This is a genomic window from Nonomuraea sp. GTA35 (assembly GCF_041950525.1).
In the GTDB taxonomy this organism is placed as follows: domain Bacteria; phylum Actinomycetota; class Actinomycetes; order Streptosporangiales; family Streptosporangiaceae; genus Nonomuraea.
In genome coordinates this window covers 131,607-147,086 of sequence record NZ_JBGNUV010000002.1, presented here as the reverse complement: position 1 = coordinate 147,086, position 15,480 = coordinate 131,607, and the positions used below count along the sequence as shown (strand labels likewise).

Genomic DNA, 15,480 nt, shown 5'->3' with positions numbered 1-15,480 from the left:
AGCATTTTCCAGTATTTCTGGAATAATTGGATCTACATCGTAAAGGCGTTCGGTCCGGTGATCACGCGGGGACGGCCACCACCCACGTGCGGTCCTCGGTGAGGAAGCGGTCCAGCCGCAGCCCCTCGGCCTCCAGCGCGGCGGCCAGCTCCCCGTCGGTGAGCCGCCTGGAGGAGAACGACTGGGTCCACACCTGCTCCTCGCCGTCCTCGCCGTACGTGTACCGCATGGTCGCGTGGAAGACGCCGGGCGACACCTCCTGGACGGCCGCCATCGTGATCGAGACGTCGCCGTCCTGGCGGCCCATGCCCACGTGCCAGCGGTCGTGCGCCTCGGCCGGCATCCACTGGATCAGCACCGCGCCGCCCGGCTTGACGTGCCGCGTGCAGGCCGCCAGCAGCGCGTGCCGGGAGGCGTCGTCGGCCGTGTTCACCAGCTGGGAGGCCAGCATCACCGTGTCGAAGCGCTCGCCGAGCCGCAGCTCCTGCACCCGGGCGGCCACCGTGCGCGCGCCGCGCACCCGCGCCAGCATCTCGGGGGACTCGTCCACGGCCACCACGTCGAAGCCCAGGTCGATCAGCGGGTGCGTGACCCTGCCGACGCCGCAGCCCAGCTCCAGCACGGAGCCGGCGGGCGGGGTCACCTGCGCGACGATCTCGGGCTCGGCGCCGGCCCTGAGCCTGCTGTAGAACTCGACGGGGGATCCGTCAGGGGTGATCGGGCCGGGGCCCGTTCCTGTGTTCCGCATACGTCGAACCTAGCTCCGGATCGACGCGGCGGGCGATCAGCTCCTGGCCGTCTGCAGGCTGCGGCCTCCGTCCCGGTCCCTGCCGTGCGCCGGGCTGTTCACGGGGGCGTTCGCCGGGCCCTGCGCCGGGCTCCGGTCGCGTACCCGCAGGCTCAGCAGCGAGCCCCGCTCGCCGCGTTCCAGCACGACCTCGTCGCACAGGTGCTGGATCACCCACAGGCCGTAGCCGCTGGAGGCCGTGTGGTCGAGCTCGGCCGCGGCGAGGTGGTCGTGGGTCAGCAGGCCGGCGAAGTCGAGGACGTCCACGACGACCTGGCCGTCGGTGGCGCGCGCGGTGACGATGCCCGCCTTGCCGCCGTGGTCCAGCACGTTGGTGACCGCCTCGTTCACGGCCAGCACCAGATCCTCGAGCCGCCGGTCCGGTAGGCCGCTGTGGCGGCCGTGCAGGCGCACCAGATCCCTGATCAGGCCGAGGTCGGCCGTGATGGGACACCGTAGTTCGAACTCGAAAACCATGACCATTCTGCCCGCCGAGGGCCGGGGAGAAGTCCGCGGGCCCTGTTCCAGCTTTCCCCCCTGGAGATCGGCAAACGTCGGCGTCCTCTCCGGCTCCCGTCCTGGGCCGGCCGGTAGCGGGCTGCCGCATCGCCTCCTGGATCCCGCGGGCCGTTCTTCGGAGAACGTGGCGCCATCGCGCTCGACCGGGGCGGTCAGGCGTGGCGGGTGGCGGGGGCGTGCCCGGCGGGCTCTTCCCGGTCGATGTGGTCGGCGTGGTACAGGCCCTGGGTGAGGAGCCGGCGCACGTGCTCGTCGGCCGCGGTGTAGTAGACGAACGTGCCCTCCCGCCGCCCCTTGACCAGCCCCGCCAGGCGCAGCTTGGCCAGGTGCTGGCTGACCGCGGCGGGGGCGGCGTCGGCCAGCTCGGCCAGGCAGGCCACGGAGGACTCGCCCTGCAGCAGGGCCCAGAGGATCTTGATCCGGGTGGGGTCGGACAGGAGCCGGAACGACTCCGCGGCCAGATGCACCTGCTCCTCGGTGGGCATGTCGAAGTCCGGCAGCGACGTGTGCATGCCGCCAGCATAGCTCCAAGCCTCCCTGCTTGCGTATCTGCGTGTATGCGCATATACGATGCCACGCGTGGATACTGATCTGAGAGTCGCCTCGCGACCGCGCCCCGGCAGCCCCGGCCGACCTTCGGCCCCGGGCCGCGCCGCACCGTCGTGGTGGCGGGGCGCGTGGACGCTGCCCGAGGTGCGCTGGGCCGCGGCGGCGACCGCGTTGTTCGCGCTCGGCGGGGCCGCCCAGCTGGCGGGCGCGCCGCCCTGGCTGTGGTGGGGGCTCTACCTGGCCTGCTACGCCGCCGGCGGCTGGGAGCCCGGCTGGTCGGGGCTGCGCGCCCTGCGCGAGCGGACGCTGGACGTGGACCTGCTCATGGTCGTCGCGGCGATCGGCGCCGCGGCCATCGGGCAGGTCTTCGACGGGGCGCTGCTCATCGTCATCTTCGCCACCTCCGGCGCGCTGGAGGCCGTCGCCACCAAGCGCACCGAGGACTCCGTACGCGGCCTCCTCGACCTGGCCCCCGACCGCGCCACCCGGCTCACCGGCGCGGGGGAGGAGCCGGTGGAGGCGTCGGCTCTCGAGGTCGGCGACCTGATCCTGGTACGCCCCGGCGAGCGGATCGGCGCCGACGGGCAGGTGGTCGGCGGCGTCAGCGAGGTGGACCAGGCCGGCATCACCGGCGAGGGGCTGCCCGTGGACAAGGGGCCGGGCGACGAGGTCTTCGCGGGCACCCTGAACGGCACCGGCGCCCTGCGCGTACGGGTCACCCGGCCCGCGTCGGACACCGTGATCGCGCGGATCGTGTCCCTGGTGGCGCGGGCGAGCGCGACCAAGGCCAGGACGCAGCTGTTCATCGAGAAGGTGGAGCAGCGCTACTCCGTGGTCATGGTCGCGGCGACCGTCGCGCTGTTCGCGGTCCCGCTGCTGTGGGGCGTGCCGCCGCAGGACAGCCTGCTGCGCGCGATGACGTTCATGATCGTGGCCTCGCCGTGCGCGGTGGTGCTGGCCACCATGCCGCCGCTGCTGGCCGCGATCGCCACCGCCGGCCGGCACGGGGTCCTGGTCAAGTCCGCCGTGGTCATGGAACGGCTCGGCACCGTCGACCGGACGGCCTTCGACAAGACCGGCACGCTGACCGAGGGGCGGCCGCAGCTCGGTGCCGTCCGCGGGCTGGCAGGTGCGGGCATGGGGGAGGACGAGCTGCTCGCCCTGGCGGCTGCGGCGGAGGTCGGCTCGCAACATCCGCTCGGCCGTGCGGTGGTGCGGGCCGCGCGGGAGGCGGGGCTGGCGATCCCGGAGGCCGAGGAGTTCGGCTCGGCGCCAGGGCGAGGCGTCCGCGCCCTGGTCGGCGGACGCCTGGTCGAGGTCGGCAGCCCCGCCCGGCTGCTGACGGGCCCGGCCGCGAGCCCGGCTCCGGTCTCAGGTGCCGAGGGCGGGGGTCCCGGCCGGGCCGGCGAGGCCGGCGGCGCGGTGCGGGGCCCGGTCGCCAGCGAGGTGGAGGGCGTCGTCGCCGAGCTCGAGAACGATGGTCTCAGCGCGGTCGTGGTGCTGGTGGACGGGGTGCCGGCGGGCGTGCTCGCCCTGTCCGACCGCGTGCGGCCGGGAGCCGCCGGAGCCGTCGCGCGCCTGCGGGACCTGACCGCGGCCCCGCCGGTGCTGCTCACCGGGGACAACGCCCCGGCCGCCCGCAGGGTCGCCGCCGAGGTCGGCATCGGCGACGTCCGCGCGGGGCTGCTGCCCGAGGACAAGGTGGCCGCGGTGCACGACCTCCAGGCGAACGGCGGCCGCCTGGCCCTCATCGGCGACGGCGTCAACGACGCGCCCGCCATGGCCGCCGCCCACATCGGCCTGGCCATGGGCGGCACCGGCTCGGACCTGGCCCTGGACACCGCCGACGCCGTGCTCACCCGCGACGAGCCGGCCGCCGTGCCCGCCGTGCTCGCCCTGGCCCGCAGGGCCCGCCGCCTGGTCGTGGCCAACCTCGTCATCGCCGCCACGTTCATCGGCGTCCTGGTCGCCTGGGACCTGTTCGGCGACCTGCCGCTGCCCCTGGGCGTGGCCGGCCACGAGGGTTCCACGGTCCTGGTCGGCCTCAACGGCCTGCGCCTCCTGCGCGACGCGGCGTGGCGGCGCGCGGCCAGCTCCGGCTGACGCCCTGCGCGACGCGGCCTGGCGGTGCGCGGCGAACTCAGGCTGACCCCCTGCGCGACAGGTGGGGCGGCGGCGAAACCGCGCCGACCTATCCACACATGTCGGGACAAGGCTTGGTCAAGGGAGGGTTGTCGCAGGTGGGCGCGGCTATTCTGGGGCTCGGTGAGGCTCGCTCACGAGCACGGATGGGTGATGACATGGGCGCACCCGGCAGCGACACAAGAGACGCGTTTCCGGCGGTCGCCGTGATCGACGGCGAGGGCGTCATGATCGGCTGGACGCGGGCCGCCGAGGAGCTCACCGGCTACCCCGCCGCCGACATCCTCGGCCGCCCGGTGACGACCCTCCTCCTGCCCGCCGGCCCCGAGCAGCCGGGCACCCGCGCGGCCCCGGACCGAGGGCCGCCCGTCCGGCCGTCCGGCGGCGAGTGGCCCGGTACGCGGGAGACGAAGGCCGGGCTGGTGGAGGTGCGGCGGCGGGACGGCGAACGGATCGTCGTGCGCGCCGAGATCGCCCCGCTGGCCACCGCGCGGGCGGGGGAGTCCTGGCTCGTCTCGGCCGTCCCCGTCGCCGACGACCTGTCCGGCGGCACGGGCTCCCTGCTGGAGGCGCTCATCAGCCACTTCCCCGTCGCCATGGCCATCTGGGACGGGGAGCTGCGCTGCGTCTGGCTGAACGCGGCGGCCGAGCACCTGGAAAGCGTCTTCCCCCACTACCGCGTCGGCCGCTCCCTGACGGACCCCATCCCGGGCACGGACACCGAGGCCGCGCAGGAGGCGATGCGCAAGGTGCTCGCCGACGGCACCCCCATGATCGACCGCGAGGCCCGCTGGGCCTCACCCGACAGGCGCGAGGAACGTACGCTGTCCACCTCGCTGTTCCGCCTGGAGGGCCTGGACGGGCAGCCGCTGGGCGTGTGCTCGCTGGCCCTGGACATCAGCCGCAGCAGGGCGAGAGACCGCCTGGCCCTGCTGCGCGAGGCCAGCGTGCGCATCGGCAGCACGCTCGACATCAGGAAGACCGCGCAGGAGCTGGCCGACCTGGCCGTGCCGGTCCTGGCCGACTACGTGACCGTCGACCTGTCCGATGCGACGCTCCCCGACGCCGAGCCGCTGCAGCGCCTGGCCGCCACGGAAGCCAGCATCCCTGTCTTCCGGCGGGCCGGCGTCGCCTCCGTCCACGACGGGATCCCCGAGTCGCTGTGGGCGCTCGGGGAGGCCGTGTTCGTGCCGCCCGGCTCCCCGTTCACGGAGGTGCTGGCCACGCGGCGGCCGCACTTCGAGGCCGTGCTGGACACCTCGCCCGGCACCTGGCTCGCCCGGGACCCGGACCGGGCGCGGATCATCCACGGCACCGGCATGCACACCCTGATCATCGTCCCGCTGGAGGCGCGCGGCGACATCCTGGGCGTGGCCGTGTTCGTCCGCAACGCCAACCCGGCCCCGTTCACCAGGGACGACCTGGTCCTGGCCGAGGAGCTGGTCGCCCGGGCCGCGCTGAGCCTGGACAACGCGCGCCAGTACACGCGCGAGCGCACCACCGCGCTGGCGCTGCAGCGCGACCTGCTGCCGCGGGCCCTGTGCGGCGGCGCCGCCGTCGAGGTGGCCTCCCGTTACCTGCCCTCCGGCGTGCACGAGGGCGTCGGCGGCGACTGGTACGACGCCATCCGCCTGCCCGGCGCCCGGATCGCCCTGGTCGTCGGCGACGTGACCGGCCACGGCATCCACGCCGCCGCCACCATGGGCCGGCTGCGCACCGCCGTGCGCACGCTGTCGTACCTGGAGCTGCCCCCGGACGAGCTGCTCGCGCACCTCGACCGGCTGGTGGCCGACGACGCCTGCGGCGATCTCGACGTCACGGGCGCCACCTGCCTGTACGCGGTCTACGACGCCGCGACCCGGCGCTGCACCATGGCCGCCGCCGGGCACCCGCCGCCCGCGGTGGTGACCCCGGCGGGCGAGGTGACGTTCCCGCCGCTGCCCAGCGGCACCCCGATCGGCCTCGGGCTGGGCTCGTTCGAGTCGCACGACCTCCACCTGGCCGCCGGGACCGTGCTCGCCCTCTACACCGACGGCCTGATCGAGACGCGCCAGGCCGACCTCGACGCGGGGATGGCCAGGCTGGGCACGGCCCTGGCCGGCGCGGCGACGCTGCCGACGCTGGAGAGCCTGTGCGCCGCCGTGATCGGCGCCGTCGTGGGCGACGGCCCCGCCGAGGACGACGTCGCCCTGCTCATGGCGCGCACCCGCGCGTGAGGCTCACCAGTTGGTCATGGTGCCGTCCTCCAGCCGGCTGACCGGCAGGTAGGCCCGCTGGTACGGGAACCGCTCCGCCAGGTCGTCCCGGTAGTCCACGCCCAGCCCCGGCGCGTCCCCCGGATGCAGGTAACCGCCGGAGAAGGTGTAGGCGTGCGGGAAGACCTCGTCGGTCTCGGCGGTGTGCCGCATGTACTCCTGAATGCCGAAGTTCGGGATGGACAGGTCGAAGTGCAGCGCGGCGGCCATCGCGACGGGCGACAGGTCGGTGGCGCCGTGGCAGCCGGTCCGCACCTGGTGCACGTCCGCGTACGCCGCGGCCGTGCGCAGATGGGTGATCCCGCCGCCGTGCACCACCGTCATCCGCAGGTAGTCGATGAGGTACTCGCGCAGCAGCAGCGTCGCGTCGTGGATGGTGCTGAAGATCTCCCCGACCGCGAGCGGCGTCGTGGTGTGCCCCCGGATCAGCCGGAAGGCCTCCTGCTGCTCGGCGGGCGCCACGTCCTCCAGCCAGAACAGCCGGTACGGCTCCAGGTCGCGCCCCAGCCGGCCCGCCTGGATCGGGGTGAGCCGGTGGTGGGCGTCGTGCAGCAGGTGCACCTCGTCGCCGTACTCCGCGCGCACGCGCTCGAACAGCGACGGCACCATGGCCAGGTACTTCTCGGTGCTCCAGACGTCCTCGGCGGGCAGCCCGGCCTCGGCGGGCTCGTAGAACAGCTCGCCCCTGCCCACGCCGTACGTGCCGGACAACCCCGGCACCCCGGCCTGCACGCGGACCGCCTTGTACCCCAGGTCCAGGTAACGCCCGACCGCCTCCACGGCCTCGCCGGCGCTGTGGCCGCTGGCGTGCCCGTACACCAGGACGCCGGTCCTGCTCGCGCCGCCCAGCAGCTCGTAGACGGGGACGTTCAGCGCCTTGCCCTTGATGTCCCACAGCGCCATGTCCACCGCGCCGATCGCGGTCATCGTGACGGGGCCGCGCCGCCAGTAGGCGCCGCGGTAGAGGAACTGCCAGATGTCCTCGATCTGGAACGGGTTGCGGCCGATCAGGCAGGGCGCCACGTGGTCGCGCAGGTAGGCGGCGACGGCCAGCTCGCGGCCGTTGAGGGTGGCGTCGCCGAGCCCGTACACGCCCTCGTCGGTGTGGACGCGCAGCGTCACGAAGTTGCGTCCCGGACAGGTGACCAGCACCTCGACGTCGGTGATCCTCATGCCAGCTCCAGCACGCGCACCCCGTACGGCGGCAGCTCCACGACGCTGACCGGGGCGCCGTCCTCGTCGCGCAGCACCCCGCCGCGCACGGACGGCGCGGCCTTGATCTCCGCGTCGGACTGGCTGACGCACCACACGAACACGCGGCCGTCCTCGTGCCGCATGAGCGCGGCGCTGACCAGCGGCGTCTCGAACGAGACGGCCGTCTCCACCCCCGCCTCGGCGGCCAGCGCCCGGTACAGGCGCCAGGTGGGCTCGGGGTTGGCGTGCGGCGTGATCGCGGCCATGTACTCCAGCGGGTACGTCGCCAGCACCATCCACCCGGCCCCGACGGCGTGCCGCAGCAGCGCCGGCCGGCCCTCGGCGTCGCGGGCCAGCACCTGCGCCCCGTCCGGCTCGACCGGCAGGTACGAGCGGGAGTTCGCGTTCCCCGCCACCGGGAAGACCAGCTCGTCGCCGGCCTGGAGGTCGCCCAGCGCCGCGGTCATGGTGAGCGTGAGCCGGTCCCCGGGGATGGGCTCGACCAGGCCGTACCGCGACTGCTTGCGCACCCCGAACAGCTCGTCCAGGCCCGGCCACCAGGATCCGCGCTGGTTGGCGTGCTCGCCGGCGAACCAGGAGGCGTACACGGTGGCGCCGGCGCGGGCCCGCTCCAGCAGCGCGCGCCAGCCGGGCGCCGTGAGCTGCTTGGCCGACGGCAGCAGGTACAGCCGGCAGTCGTCGGGGATGCCGTCCTTCTCCCTGGCCACGCCGACCGCCAGGTCGGCCTCGCGGGCCGCCACGTACGCCTGCCGGCAGACGTCGAAGACGACCGTGGCGTCCCCGGGCTGCGTGAACGGGTAACGGCTCTCCAGGTACGACGAGACGACCAGCGCCGCCTGCGCGTCGGGGCGGGCGCAGCGCCGCAGGTCCACCCGCTCGATCAGGGCCGCGAAGTCGCGCACCTCCCGGGCCTGCGCCTTCGGCCGCCCGGAGGAGTCCACCAGCCCGAAGTGCATCTCGAACGGGTGGTGGCTGTACGGCTCGGCCTCCCACAGGTCGTCGTAGTCGGTGTTGTTCCAGGCCAGCCAGCCCGTCGCGCCCGCCAGCAGGGTGTTGTGCAGGACCTGCCGGTAGTAGTGGGCCGCGTTCGTCTCGCTGGTGTAGTCGCTGGTGAGGCCGAACTCCTCCATGATCACCGGTTTGCCGCCGAGGTCGAGCAGCTCGCACACGAACGCGGCGCCGAGGTGCTGGCGTACGGGGTCGGTCTCCATGCGGTAGACGTGCGGGCCGAGGAAGTCGACCAGCCCGGCCAGCTCGCGCACCCGGAAGCCGTTGTCGTTGCCGGTGACCTCCACGCCCCAGGCGCCGTCGCCGATCGAGACGGGCTGGGTGCCGCCGCCGGCGCGGACGGCGTCGATGAGGATCTGCGCCCAGCTCGTCACCTGCTCGTGGTCGAGGGTGCCGATGCCGCGCGAGCGCCAGTCGCCGTAGATGGGGACCTCGTTGGTCAGCAGCCAGGCGGCCACGGCCGGGTGGTCCTTGAAGCGGGCCGTCAGCTCGCGGACGTACCAGGCCTGGCGGGCCACGAACCACACGTCGCCGAACAGGTCGCGGCCCTGCCGCCAGGCGGGGTCCCAGTTCTGCCCGGACATGTGGCCGACGATGAACGTCGGGATCGTGCGCATGCCGAGCGCCTGGTGCCGGTCGAGGAAGTCGGCGTAGCGGGCGACGAGCCGCTCGTCGAGGGTGTCGGGGGTGGGCATGAAGTCGGGCCAGTAGAAGAAGCTCCGGGTGACGGTCATGCCGTGCTCGCGCATGACCGCCAGCTCCGCGGAGACGACGTCGGGGTCGTAGTCGCGCCACATGCGCGGCCCGCCCGCCCTGGACCAGAAGTTCACGCCGACCCAGAGGTCGTCGAGCCTGGCCGAGTGCCGCTTCACCTGTGATGTCCTCCTCAGTCGCTGCCGGTGACGAAACTCTGGATGGCCACGACGGCGCCGCCGCGCGCCCACTCGCGGAAGTCGTCGGCCTCGACGACCACGTTCACCGAGCCGGGCACGTCGCGCCGGTGGGCGGCCAGGGCCTGGGCGAAGTCGTCCTTGGCGAGGCGGGCCAGCTCGACGCCCTCGCCCGCCAGGACCACGGTCTTGACCATGGAGACCGTCGCGACCAGCGCGATGAGCCTGCCCAGGGCGTGCGCGGCCTCGCGGACGAGGGCGCGGCACACCCGGTCGCCGGCCGCGGCCAGCCGCATGACCTCGTCGTAGCCGACCTCCCGCCGCAGCGCCAGCCCGGCGGCGGCCTCGATCGACCCGCTCGACAGGTACGCCGCCGCGCACCCGCGATGTCCCTCCGGGCACATCGGCCCGCCGGAGCGCAGCACCAGGTGCGCGAACATGCCCAGGTCCGCCTCCGAGGCGGCCACCAGGTGGTCGTGCACGATGAGCGCGTACCCGATGCCGGCCCCGATCGTGACCAGCGCGAAGTCGCGCAGCCCGCGTCCCGGCCCGAACCAGTGGTGCTGGTGCGCCAGCGCCGCGACGTCGTTCTCCACCACGCACGGCACGCCCAGCGCCCGCTCCATCAGCGGTTTCAGCTCCACCTGCTCCCAGCCCAGGTACGGCGCGTCCACCAGCCGCTCGCCGCCGACCCCGGCCGAGGCGCGGTTGTTGCCCCCGAGCGTGATCCCGGCCGCCACCGGCCGGCCGCCGGCCAGCTCGTCCAGCAGCCCGCGCGCCTGGCGGCACACGGCCTCGGGGCTGTGGTCGGTGATCGGCTCGTCGCGGCCCGCGATCACCTCGGCGCGCAGGTCGGTGACGACCGCGTGCACGCGGTCCGCGGTCAGCTTGAGGCCCAGGAAGCGGTGCTCGGCGGCGGCCACGTCCAGCGGCCGGGTCGGGCGGCCGTTGACCGGGTCGTGCACCACCTCGCCCTCGACCAGGAGCCCGGCGTCGATCAGGGGCTTGGTCAGCCGGGTCAGGCTGCCGGTGGACAGGTGCAGGGTCTTGGCCAGCGCGGTCCTGGACTGGGGGCCGTGGATGATCAGCTCCTTGACGATGGAGCGCGCGGCGTCGGGCAAGGCGTCCCACATGCCGCCCCATCTTCGGGGCCCCACCACCATCAGCGCCAGCCTCCCTCTCGTTAGCTTCGCTGCAAAGCTAACACGCGCTGCCGATCACATAACACCCACGAAATTTGTGCACAAGTAGTGACATCCACCTCACTTCTTCTCTAAGTTGGCTTCCCTGCAAAGCCATCTCTGGAACTTTGCACGGAAGGAGACGCGGATGCGTATCAGTGGGGTCTCCGGCTCGATCACGGCGCTCGGACTGGCCGTCGTCCTGGCCGCCTGCTCGTCGGGCACGGGCACGGGCGCGGGCGATGGGGCCGCCGCGACGCAGGCGGCGCAGACGGGGCCGGTCACGCTGAATTTCTGGTGCTGGGGCATGGGCCAGAAGGACAAGGTCGCGGCGTTCAACAAGGCCCATCCGGACATCCAGGTCAAGCACACCGACGCCGGCGGCGGCACGGACACCGCGACCAAGCTGCTCACGGCGAGCCGGGCGGGCAACGCCCCCGACGCCACCTGCCTGGAGTACCAGACGATCCCCGCCATGATCGTCGCCGGGGCGCTGGCCGACATCTCCGCCCACACCGCCGACGTCAAGGACGCCTTCACGCCCGAGGTGTGGTCGCTGACCAGCTTCGACGGCGCCGTCTACGGCGTGCCGCAGGACGTCGGGCCGATGGTCATGGTCTACAACAAGAAACGCTTCGACGAGCTGAAGATCTCCGTGCCGAAGACCTGGCAGGAGTTCGCCACCGTGGCCGCCGACGTCCGCAAGAAGGACCCCGACGCCTACCTGGCCACGTTCGCCCCCGCCGAGTTCGGCAACTTCGCCGGGCTCGCCCAGCAGGCCGGCGCCACCTGGTGGAAGGTCCAGGACCAGACCTGGACGGTGGGCATCGCCGACACCGCCTCGACCGAGGTGGCCGCCTACTGGCAGGGCCTCATCGACAAGGACCTGGTCAAGGCCCAGCCGCTGCTCACCCCCGAATGGAACAACCAGCTCAACAAGGGCAACATCCTGAGCTGGCCGAGCGCCCTGTGGGCCCCCGGCGTGCTGTACGGCATCGCCGAGAAGCAGGCGGGCGACTGGGCCATCGCGCCGCTGCCCCAGTGGACCGAGGGCGACGACCGGGTGGCCTTCCAGGGCGGCAGCGCCATCGCCGTCACCAAGAACTCCAAGCACACCCAGGCCGCCGCCACGTTCGCCAAGTGGATGAACACCGACAAGACCGCCTACGACATCCAGATCGCCGCCGGCGAGTACCCGGCGTCGCTGGCAGGCCAGCAGGCCACCGCCGCCAGCGAGCCGCCCAAGCTGGTGGCGAACCAGAAGGACTACTGGCAGGTCGCCACCAAGGCCGCGCAGCGCACGATCCCGCACATCAGCTGGGGCCCGAACGTCGGCACCGCGCAGAGCGCCTTCCAGGACGCCATGGCCGCCGCCGTCCGCGACAAGACGCCCCTCCTCCAGGCGCTGCAGAAGACGCAGCAGGTCGTCGTGGACGACATGAAGGCCACCGGCTTCAAGGTCGCCGGCCCATGACGGACGTCAACGGCGCCCGCCGCGGGTCGCGGGCGCCGTACCTGTTCATCGCCCCCGCCGTGCTGCTGTTCCTGGCCTTCCTGGCCGTGCCCATCGGGTACGCGATCTACCTCAGCGCCCGCGGCCTGCGGCTGACCGGCAAGGGCATCTTCGGCACCCGCCAGGAGGTCTTCGTCGGCCTCGACAACTACGCCAGGATCCTCACCGACTCCGAGTTCTGGGCCGGCTTCGGCAGGCTCACGCTCTACGGGCTGATCAGCGTGCCGCTCACGCTCGGGCTGGCGCTGCTGTTCGCGCTGCTGCTCGACTACGCGGGCGCGCGCGGCCGCCGGTTCGCGCGTACGGCGATCTTCCTGCCGTACGCCATCCCCAGCGTGACGGCCTCGCTCCTGTGGGGCTTCATGTACCTGCCCTCCACCAGCCCCTTCAGCTACCTCACCAGGGAGCTGGGGCTGGGCGAGATCCCGTTCCTGGCCGGGGACGGCATCTACCCGTCGCTGGCCAACATCGCGGTGTGGGGCGGCGTCGGCTTCAACATGATCATCATCTTCACGTCGCTGCGCGGCATCCCGGCCGAGCTGTCGGACGCCGCCCGCATCGACGGCGCCTCCGAGTGGCGCATCGCCTGGCACGTCAAGATCCCGCTGGTGTCGCCCGCGCTCGTGCTCACCGGCCTGTTCGCGCTCATCGGCACCCTCCAGGTGTACGGCGAGCCGACCACGCTCGCCCCGATGACCACCGAGATCTCCCAGACCTGGGTCCCGCTGATGCACATCTACCGCGACGCCTTCATCCGCGACGACCTCCCCCTGGCCTCGGCCGCCTCCGTCATCCTGGCCGCCGGCACCCTCGTCGTCTCGGTCGTGCTCCTGAAGGTCACCCAGAAGCGCGCCTCCGGAGGCCTGTCATGACCACGCGCACGCATCTGCTCCCGCACCAGCGCGCCAAGCTCCTGCCCACCCTCGTCCTGCTCGTCGGCGCCCTCTACTGCCTGGTGCCGGTCGCCTGGGTGATCGTCGCCGCCACCAAGGCCAGCGGCGAGCTCTTCTCCACCTTCACCTTCGCCCCCGGCACCGGCCTGCTGGACAACCTGCGCGACCTGTTCGCCTACGGCGACGGCCGCTTCCTCCTCTGGGCGGCCAACAGCGCCCTGTACGCCGTGGCCGGCTCCGCCGCCTCGACCCTCATCTCCACCCTCGCCGGCTACGCCATGGCCAAGTACGACTTCCGCGGCCGCACCGTGCTGTTCTACGCCATCCTGGCCGGGGTGCTCGTGCCCGGCATGACGCTGGCCATCCCGCAGTACCTGATCATGTCGGAGACGAACCTGGTCGGCAGCTACTGGTCCGTCCTGCTGCCCAGCCTCATCTCGCCGTTCGGCATCTACCTGGCCCGCGTGTACGCCCTGTCCTCCGTCCCGGACGCCACGCTGGAGGCGGCCAGGATCGACGGGGCCAGCGAGTACCGCATCCTCGGCACCATCGGGCTGCCCATGATGCTCCCCGGCATGGTGACGATCTTCATGCTGCAGTTCGTGGGGACGTGGAACAACTTCCTGCTGCCGTACATCATGCTGTCGGACGAGTCGAGGTTCCCCATCACCGTCGGCCTCTACACCCTCCTGGCCAAGGGCTCCTCGGAGCCCGCGCTCTACAGCATCGCCATCGTGGGCGCGGCCGTGTCGGTGATCCCGCTCATCGCACTGCTGCTGTTCCTGCAGCGCTTCTGGCGCCTGGACCTGCTCAGCGGCGGCCTGAAGGGCTGACTCCACCGGCGCGTGCCGCACCGGCACCGGCTTTTCGACCCTCAGAGCCAGAACGAGCCCCGGCCCCGCTTGAACGACGGCCCTTTCGAGCGGATCCTGGTCACAAGTCCGATCATGACGTGTGCGGCTCCCCGCAGCCGCCCGACCCTTATGGAGGACGCGTGACACAGGCCGATCACGCGGTTCACCGGCTGGCGGGCCGCCCCGCCCTCCTCGGCCTTCGACGCTGAACACCCCCCGGGACGGGGCGCGTCCCGGCCGCGAAGGAGACCACATGAGAACGGGAACCTGGCTGATCGGCGCACGCGGATCGGTCGCCGTCACGAGCGTGATCGGAGCCCTCGCCATCCGCGCGGGCCTGGCCGCGCCGACCGGTTGCGTCCTGGAGACGCCCGCCCTGCGCGAACGCATCCACCCCGGCATCGGCGACCTCGTCTTCGGCGGGCACGACGTCACCTCCGTCCCGCTGGAGAAGAAGGCCGCCGAGCTGGCGGGCTCGGGGGTGGTGCCGGCCGCGCTCGCGCTGGCCGTGAAGGACGACCTGGCCGCCGTCGAGCAGCAGGTACGGCCGCTGCCCGCCGCCGCCACCCAGGCGGAGACCGCCCGCGCCATCGCCGCCGACCTCGACCGCTTCCGCCGCCACCACGACCTGGACCGCGTCGTCGTCATCAACGTCTCGACCACCGAACCCGTCCCGCCCCCGCACCCCGCCCACGCCTCACTGCGAGAGCTCCGCGCCGCCCTGTCCGGCCCGCCCCCCGCCGCCGAGCCGGTGCTGCCGCCCAGCTCGCTGGCCGCCTACGCCGCCCTGTCCGCCGGCTGCCCGTACGTCGACTTCACCCCCTCGACGGGCGCCCGCCTGCCCGCGCTCGACGAGCTCGCCCGCGAGCGGGGCCTGCCGTACGCCGGGCACGACGGCAAGACGGGGGAGACGCTGGTCAAGTCGGTGCTCGCGCCCATGTTCGCCCAGCGCAACCTCAAGGTGCGCACCTGGTCGGGCATCAACCTGCTGGGCGGCGGCGACGGCGCCAACCTGGCCCGGCCGGGCGCGAACGCCGCCAAGTCCGCCAGCAAGCAGCGCGTGCTGCCCGAGACGCTCGGCTACCTGCCGCAGGGCGAGACCCGCATCGACTACCTGGAGGACCTGGGGGACTTCAAGACCGCGTGGGACCTGGTCACGTTCGAGGGCTTCCTGGGGACCGGCATGCGGATGGAGTTCACCTGGCACGGCTGCGACTCCGCGCTCGCGGCGCCCCTCGTCCTGGACCTGGCCCGGCTGACGGCCGCCGCCCACCGCGCGGGACGCGCCGGGCCGCTGCCCGAGCTGGCGTTCTTCTTCAAGGACCCGCTGGGCGAGGTGCCGCACGGGCTGGCCGGCCAGTGGCGGACGCTGTGCGACCTCGTCACCGCCCTCGGCCCGGAGCACACCCCGTGACCCCGTCCCCCGCGCGCCACGCCTTACGCCCACGGGCCACGTCGCGCCCGAGTGACGTGACGGGGCCGCACGCCTCACAGCCTCCGGCCACGTCGCGCCCGTGGGTTGCGATCGGGCGGCACGCCTTACGCCCTCCGGCCACGTCGCGCCCGTGGGTCGCGATCGGGCGGAACGACTTACGCCCTCCGGCCGTGCCGCGCCCGAGGAGCGTGAGATGGCCTGTCACCTGGGACGGCGCGGGTGCGACACGGCTGCGGGCG

The 15,480-nt window shown here is 73.1% G+C and carries 12 protein-coding genes; 6 read left to right on the top strand and 6 right to left on the bottom strand.

What is annotated here, in order from left to right; all coding sequences use genetic code 11:
* Positions 1-61: 61 nt before the first annotated feature.
* The 3 genes from ACBJ32_RS07455 to ACBJ32_RS07445 form a co-directional block, all read right to left on the bottom strand.
* The gene (locus ACBJ32_RS07455) at positions 62-748 is read right to left on the bottom strand and encodes a class I SAM-dependent methyltransferase (RefSeq protein WP_357884160.1); all 687 of its coding nucleotides are present in this window, start codon (positions 746-748) and stop codon (positions 62-64) included.
* A gap of 36 nt (positions 749-784) precedes the next feature.
* The gene (locus ACBJ32_RS07450) at positions 785-1,264 is read right to left on the bottom strand and encodes an ATP-binding protein (protein WP_375126075.1); all 480 of its coding nucleotides are present in this window, start codon (positions 1,262-1,264) and stop codon (positions 785-787) included.
* 194 nt (positions 1,265-1,458) lie between these two features.
* Positions 1,459-1,818: a metalloregulator ArsR/SmtB family transcription factor gene (locus ACBJ32_RS07445; RefSeq protein WP_357884164.1), complete on the bottom strand. Its 360-nt coding sequence runs from the start codon at positions 1,816-1,818 to the stop codon at positions 1,459-1,461.
* 58 nt (positions 1,819-1,876) lie between these two features.
* Between ACBJ32_RS07445 and ACBJ32_RS07440 the strand changes: the two genes are divergently transcribed.
* A complete protein-coding gene (locus ACBJ32_RS07440) occupies positions 1,877-3,958 on the top strand; it encodes a heavy metal translocating P-type ATPase (RefSeq protein WP_375126074.1) in 2,082 nt (693 codons plus the stop codon).
* Positions 3,959-4,155: 197 nt separating this feature from the next.
* Positions 4,156-6,213, top strand: coding sequence for a SpoIIE family protein phosphatase (locus tag ACBJ32_RS07435; protein WP_375126073.1), 2,058 nt, complete (start codon positions 4,156-4,158; stop codon positions 6,211-6,213).
* Between the two features lie 3 nt (positions 6,214-6,216).
* On the opposite strand, the gene manD is transcribed toward ACBJ32_RS07435, so the two are convergent.
* From manD to ACBJ32_RS07420, 3 genes are read right to left on the bottom strand one after another with little or no spacing between them, the layout of a single operon-like run.
* The gene (manD, locus tag ACBJ32_RS07430) at positions 6,217-7,425 is read right to left on the bottom strand and encodes a D-mannonate dehydratase ManD (protein ID WP_375126072.1); all 1,209 of its coding nucleotides are present in this window, start codon (positions 7,423-7,425) and stop codon (positions 6,217-6,219) included.
* The gene (locus ACBJ32_RS07425; protein WP_375126071.1) at positions 7,422-9,347 is read right to left on the bottom strand and encodes a cellulase family glycosylhydrolase; all 1,926 of its coding nucleotides are present in this window, start codon (positions 9,345-9,347) and stop codon (positions 7,422-7,424) included. The genes manD and ACBJ32_RS07425 overlap by 4 nt, the downstream gene beginning before the upstream one ends.
* Positions 9,348-9,361: 14 nt before the next feature.
* Positions 9,362-10,498 carry an ROK family protein gene (locus tag ACBJ32_RS07420; RefSeq protein ID WP_375126070.1) on the bottom strand — a complete coding sequence of 379 codons (1,137 nt, stop codon included), beginning with the start codon at positions 10,496-10,498 and terminating at the stop codon, positions 9,362-9,364.
* Between the two features lie 196 nt (positions 10,499-10,694).
* On the opposite strand from ACBJ32_RS07420, the gene ACBJ32_RS07415 reads away from it, so the two are divergent.
* The 4 genes from ACBJ32_RS07415 to ACBJ32_RS07400 all read left to right on the top strand — a co-directional run bounded on the left by ACBJ32_RS07415 (position 10,695) and on the right by ACBJ32_RS07400 (position 15,220).
* On the top strand, positions 10,695-12,020 hold the full coding sequence (locus ACBJ32_RS07415) for an ABC transporter substrate-binding protein (protein WP_375126069.1): 1,326 nt from the start codon (positions 10,695-10,697) through the stop codon (positions 12,018-12,020).
* On the top strand, positions 12,017-12,931 hold the full coding sequence (locus tag ACBJ32_RS07410; protein WP_357884176.1) for a sugar ABC transporter permease: 915 nt from the start codon (positions 12,017-12,019) through the stop codon (positions 12,929-12,931). The genes ACBJ32_RS07415 and ACBJ32_RS07410 overlap by 4 nt, the downstream gene beginning before the upstream one ends.
* Positions 12,928-13,785, top strand: a complete 858-nt coding sequence (locus ACBJ32_RS07405; protein ID WP_375126068.1) for a carbohydrate ABC transporter permease — start codon at positions 12,928-12,930, stop codon at positions 13,783-13,785. Before ACBJ32_RS07410 ends, ACBJ32_RS07405 begins: the two co-directional genes overlap by 4 nt.
* A 274-nt stretch (positions 13,786-14,059) precedes the next feature.
* The gene (locus ACBJ32_RS07400; RefSeq protein ID WP_375126067.1) at positions 14,060-15,220 is read left to right on the top strand and encodes an inositol-3-phosphate synthase; all 1,161 of its coding nucleotides are present in this window, start codon (positions 14,060-14,062) and stop codon (positions 15,218-15,220) included.
* Positions 15,221-15,480: the final 260 nt, after the last annotated feature.